Source organism: Paenibacillus sp. IHBB 3054 (assembly GCF_051594305.1).
Lineage (GTDB): Bacteria > Bacillota > Bacilli > Paenibacillales > Paenibacillaceae > Paenibacillus_AQ.
The window spans coordinates 1-4,841 of sequence record NZ_JBOFBG010000079.1 but is presented as its reverse complement, the minus strand read 5'-3'; the positions used below and the strand labels follow the sequence as shown (position 1 = coordinate 4,841).

The following is a 4,841-nucleotide window of genomic DNA, read 5'->3' as shown; positions in this document are numbered from 1 at the left end:
CCACTAGTTGGCCTTGGGCGGTCTTCTCCGCCGTTGCCTGGGAGATCCCTCCCGTACTATTAAAATAACTATAACTGTATACCGTCCTGTCTCCTAACGCATTGGTTACCGTTACCGGCCGCCCTTCAGCAGTATAGGTATAACGTTCATTTTGCGGTGCTGCATCATTTTCATTGTTATACCAGGACTGCGTTTCCAGCAAATGATACTTAGGTTCATACTGGTAGGTGGTTGTATAATGCTGTTTGATTGCCGGATTATTAAACTGATCTCCGGTCAACGGCTTCGTTTGACTCTCAACCTGCCCCCAGCTGTTATACACGGTTTCGGTGTATAAATGATTTGCGGTTGCTTCACTGTCTTGGGGAGCATACTCCGAGAGGGTAGTCCTTGTGGGATACCGGGTAAAGACTCCATGAAACGCCGTATTGTCAGTGATCTTCCGCTCGCCTCCAGCCTCCCGGGTTTCCGTCCGAAGCACTCTGCCATCTTTATCAAATGTATGAGTGGTTTGGAGCCCATTACTGGCAGTCGTGCTAACCACAGTTGATGTCGTACTAAACCGAAAATCCGCAGGTAAAACAGCGGGATATTGATCCGGGGTATTCCCCGTATAATCACCTGTATACGAATAGTTTATTTCCTGATACGTCTTGGATGCCGTCTTGTCCTTTCTAGATTTCGCCCGATACTCTACGACGGTGGAATTCGGGCCGGTATGACGATCGGCTTGTTCATATTCATATTCTGTAACAGAATTGGGATACGTAATTTTTTTCAGTAACGAATTAAAAAGAAATCCGTCGTAAGAACCAACATAAGACGAAAAGCCATTTTGATACTCGAAATAGGTTTTCTCTCCGTTTTGATCGGTAATTGACGCAAGGTACGGAATATACTTTTGAAGTGGGGGTATGCCTATATTTCTTTGAATTTCCCCCAATACTCTCCCTTTCGTCAATACCACCTTCTGAACTTCTTACGTTGCGTTCTCTTCGCTATAGACCCGAATATCTACGTTTTCCCCATCAAACACCTCGGAATCCAGGTCTTCCTCGTAATTAAATTTCACCACACGGCCAACGGTATCCGTTATCGAGAACAATCTTCTTGATCCGTCGTATTTAAATGTAATCGTATTGCCGAAGCGATCTACGATTCCAATTAAATCCCCATCAATGGTAAAGTATTCTCGTTTAAGATCTAAGTACTCAATATAGAAACTTGATCTTTCTTGCCCGTTACTGAATGCGCCGTCTGTATTCGCATTTTCTGATACCAGTCGCTTGTCTTTGCCTTTATAATTGAGTAAATTTGTATAAAGTGAGAGCTCATCATTACTATAGTCATCACGAACTCTATACGCATTGCCTGTTCCATCGTGGTAAATCCACCCAAACTGACTAACCCTTTGTAAGTGAGGGAATTGATACGACCACCCACTGCCTAAGACCGGAAGACGATAATTGTAGCTATATTCCCAACTCTGAAAGTTGGGATTCCACCATGTACTAATAAGAAAGGGAATACTTTGGTTGGAATTGTACATAAGGCCAATATCTAAGTCCAATCCGTCCACACCGGGCAAATGAATCAGGTTTTCTTTCCGGGTCACACTTCCTGACACCGGATCGACCATTTCACTAGAAGTGTTGCGGTCATTAAACTGTCTTATAAGTTTGATTGATTTGAGCTTGAATGACCAAGTTGTTGATCACACCGGATACGGCTGCATCGAAGGTACTCATGGAGAGGGCTAATTCTGATCGATATCCTTTTCCGGTACCCTCTTCTTGTCCATATACTGAGGAGGAAACTGTTTGCTTTCCGTTAAAAGAAAAATGGTTCAACATTTCAGTTGCATACACATTTTCCTGTACAGTGGGCTTACTGAATATTCCTGCTTCTTTTTCAAGCTCCTGCTGGATATCTTCCCAGGATCTTTTCTCATTCAGTTTCCATTTCCAAAGTTCCAGCGGGGTTCGCTTCTCCTGTAGCAAGCTCAGATAATTTACCCAATATACATCAACCTTGGAGGCTCCAGCCAGAACAAGCGGTTCAATTTCTGTTTGGGTTAAATCCAGGGACCTGGGTTCAGCCGCACGGGCAAGAGGCTTCTCTAAATTTCCCTTTGTTTTCTCAGGAACTAATTTCATACGCGTTTCATAGGTTTTCTCTTTTAACATTTGAATGGTTAACATGTTCGGATCGTAAACGTCTCCAGTTACGGATACAACCTCGTCTATAAGCTTTTTATTTTCAGCAAAGGCTGATTTCATCTGGATATTTCCGGGATTAAATGTAGGCTCAATTTGCTGTTCGGATATTGTATTCAATGGGGCAGGAGAAGGAGCAGGACTTTCCACCTTAGTTTCGGCCTTCACATATTCAGAGGACAGGCTCGGATTGCTCTCAGCAGCGGCTATACGTTCATTTGTAACTGGAAAACCGCCTACTAATATAGTAAAGGATAAAGCAACGTTGAGAAATGAATTCATCTTTTTTCTATTCTTCAAATAAATACTCCCCTATCATTCATTTTTTAAAATCATGTATAGCAAAGCACGAATCTAGTGCAAGAGCGGTCCACCCCCTAATTCAATTCACATAAGCTATTACCGGTCTCCAGATTGTTCCGTCATAGGCGGGTCAGCGCATTGCAGCACTATTCCGTTCGAGTCCCCTTCAGATTGCCATTCGAGTCATAGTTATAGTAAGTAATCTTATTGTTGGGTTGTTTGATCTGCACCAGCCTTCCATTATCATCGTATAGATAAGTTGTCGCTTGCTTAATAATAATGTCATCAATGGAGAGAGCGCCTCCACCATAAATTCCCCAGAACAAATAGTAGTTTTCTTGATTCCCGGTAGTAAAGATGACTGTTTCTACTCCTTTTGTTCCCGAGGCACTATTCCATGTAGTCCAGCCTTTGGTTTCAATATCATCTAGACCACGTGCTGAGAAGTAAAAATAGCGGTTGGCATTGGTTGAATCCATATCAATAGATTTATAAGAAAAGGTCACTGAATAAGTCGTATTGCTCTGAAACTTCACTTGATCCAAATCTGTACTTGCGAAATTCGCCCACTGCTGGGAAGCTGTGGAGCTTAAATAGGCAGAATATGAACCGCTGACGGTTTTTGAGGATTCATTAGTAATCCTTCCGGATACGGGTGAAAAGCCAGTCCCGCTATACGAGCCACCTTCAAAAGATTCGCTTATTTTAGAGATTTCTATATCATCCAGCGAAAGAGCGCCACCTTGACGGATGCCCCAAACCAGATAGTAATTATCCTTGCTCCCTGTCGTGAACGTAACGGTTTTGCTGCCCTTACTGCCACTAGGGTTCTGCCAAGTAGTCATTCCTTTCTCTTCTAGCTTGTCTGAACTTCGGGCCAGGAAATAGAAATACCGGTTGGCGTTCGAAGAATCCATGTCAGCTGATTTATAGGAGAAAGTTACTGAATAAGTCGTATTAGGTTCGAATTTATACTTATTAAGATCTGTATTTACAAATTCCTTTGTTGGTTCGGTCGCCAGTGATTTAAGGTAAGCTGAATATTGTCCAGTAACCACTTTGGACGATTCATTAGTAATGACTCCAGAGCCTGCATTGAAATTAGTATTGGTAAACGAACCACTCTCAAAGGATTCATTCACTTTTGTGATTTCTATATCGTCAATGGACAGGGCGCCGCCTTTAAATATTCCCCAGATCAAATAGTAATTCTCTTTGTTTCCCGTTGTGAATGTTATCGACTTTCTTCCCTTATTCCCACTTGCGTCGCTCCAGGCCGTCCAGCCTTTATCATCTGTATTATCCGTACTTCTGGCTAAAAAATAAAAACGGCGATCACTTCCGGTTGGCACCATATCGATAGTTTTATAGGAAAATGTAACTTTGTAGGTCGTATTTTTTTCAAACTTCACTTTGTTAGTATCCGTATAGGAAAATGCTTTCCAATCCTCTGTGTTTAATGAAGAGAGATAAGCTGAATATTGACCGTTAACTATTTTTGCTGGGTCACTCGTAATAACACCGGATCCGGCAAGGAAATTAGTCTGATCAAATGAACCCTTTTCAAAAGATTCGCTCTGTGCAGAAATTCTCTTAACGATTGTTATATCATCAATTGAAAGGGCGCCTCCTGCGTGGATTCCCCATATTAAGTAATAGTTAGCTTTATTTCCGGTTGTGAACGTCATCGTTCTTATGCCATTTTCCCCACTTGCATCATTCCAGGTTGTAAACAGCTTGTCTTCCAGGTTGTCAGTACTGCGAACAAGGAAATAAAAAAAACGGTTCGCATCCAGCGGATGCATATCCAATGATTTGTAGGAAAAAGTCACCGAGTAGGTAGTGTTTTTTTCGAATTTAATTTTACTTTGATCTGTATAGGAAAATTCCTTCCACTCCTCTGATGCCTGAGAACTCAAATAAGCGGAGTACCTTCCACTAACTATCTTTTGTGCATCACTGGTAATTGTCCCATTCACAGGGAGATAGCTGGTTCCATTAAAAGTACCACTTTCGAATGATTCTTTAGGAGCCACTACGTTCTCTGCAGCAAAAGCCTTGTTCTGAAAAAGGCTGAATACAACAATAATCATAAAAAATGGTAGTACATAGCTAGTAATTTTATTGGTTTGCATTCTGACTCCAATCATCCTCTCCACTTTTCCAACTTCATTCTTTTTACTGCTTGGCATTCGTTATCTCTGCTATTTGTACCTCAGCTACCGGTTAACATTACAAACTAAAGCCCCAACATATTTATTATCAGCATAGATATGCGTGATATAGCTTCCCACCTCAGAGTTATGTCTTTGAAAGAATACC

General features: G+C 41.7%; 3 protein-coding genes and 1 pseudogene. All 4 read right to left on the bottom strand.

Annotated elements, in window-relative coordinates:
* Positions 1 to 961: pseudogene (locus tag ACQ76X_RS35505) on the bottom strand (RHS repeat protein); the annotation flags it as partial.
* An 18-nt stretch (positions 962 to 979) separates the two neighbouring features.
* Positions 980 to 1,615 (bottom strand): RHS repeat domain-containing protein, encoded by a 636-nt coding sequence (locus ACQ76X_RS35500; protein ID WP_438498598.1) that lies wholly within the window; start codon positions 1,613 to 1,615, stop codon positions 980 to 982.
* A gap of 46 nt (positions 1,616 to 1,661) precedes the next feature.
* A complete protein-coding gene (locus tag ACQ76X_RS35495; RefSeq protein WP_438498597.1) occupies positions 1,662 to 2,516 on the bottom strand; it encodes a hypothetical protein in 855 nt (284 codons plus the stop codon).
* A gap of 149 nt (positions 2,517 to 2,665) precedes the next feature.
* On the bottom strand, positions 2,666 to 4,711 hold the full coding sequence (locus ACQ76X_RS35490; RefSeq protein WP_438498596.1) for a hypothetical protein: 2,046 nt from the start codon (positions 4,709 to 4,711) through the stop codon (positions 2,666 to 2,668).
* Between the last annotated feature and the right edge of the window lie 130 nt (positions 4,712 to 4,841).

Bases quoted from the DNA above. Each gene is read 5' to 3' on its own strand.
- ACQ76X_RS35490 (WP_438498596.1), bottom strand. From the start codon at position 4,711: ATGCCAAGCAGTAAAAAGAATGAAGTTGGAAAAGTGGAGAGGATGATT.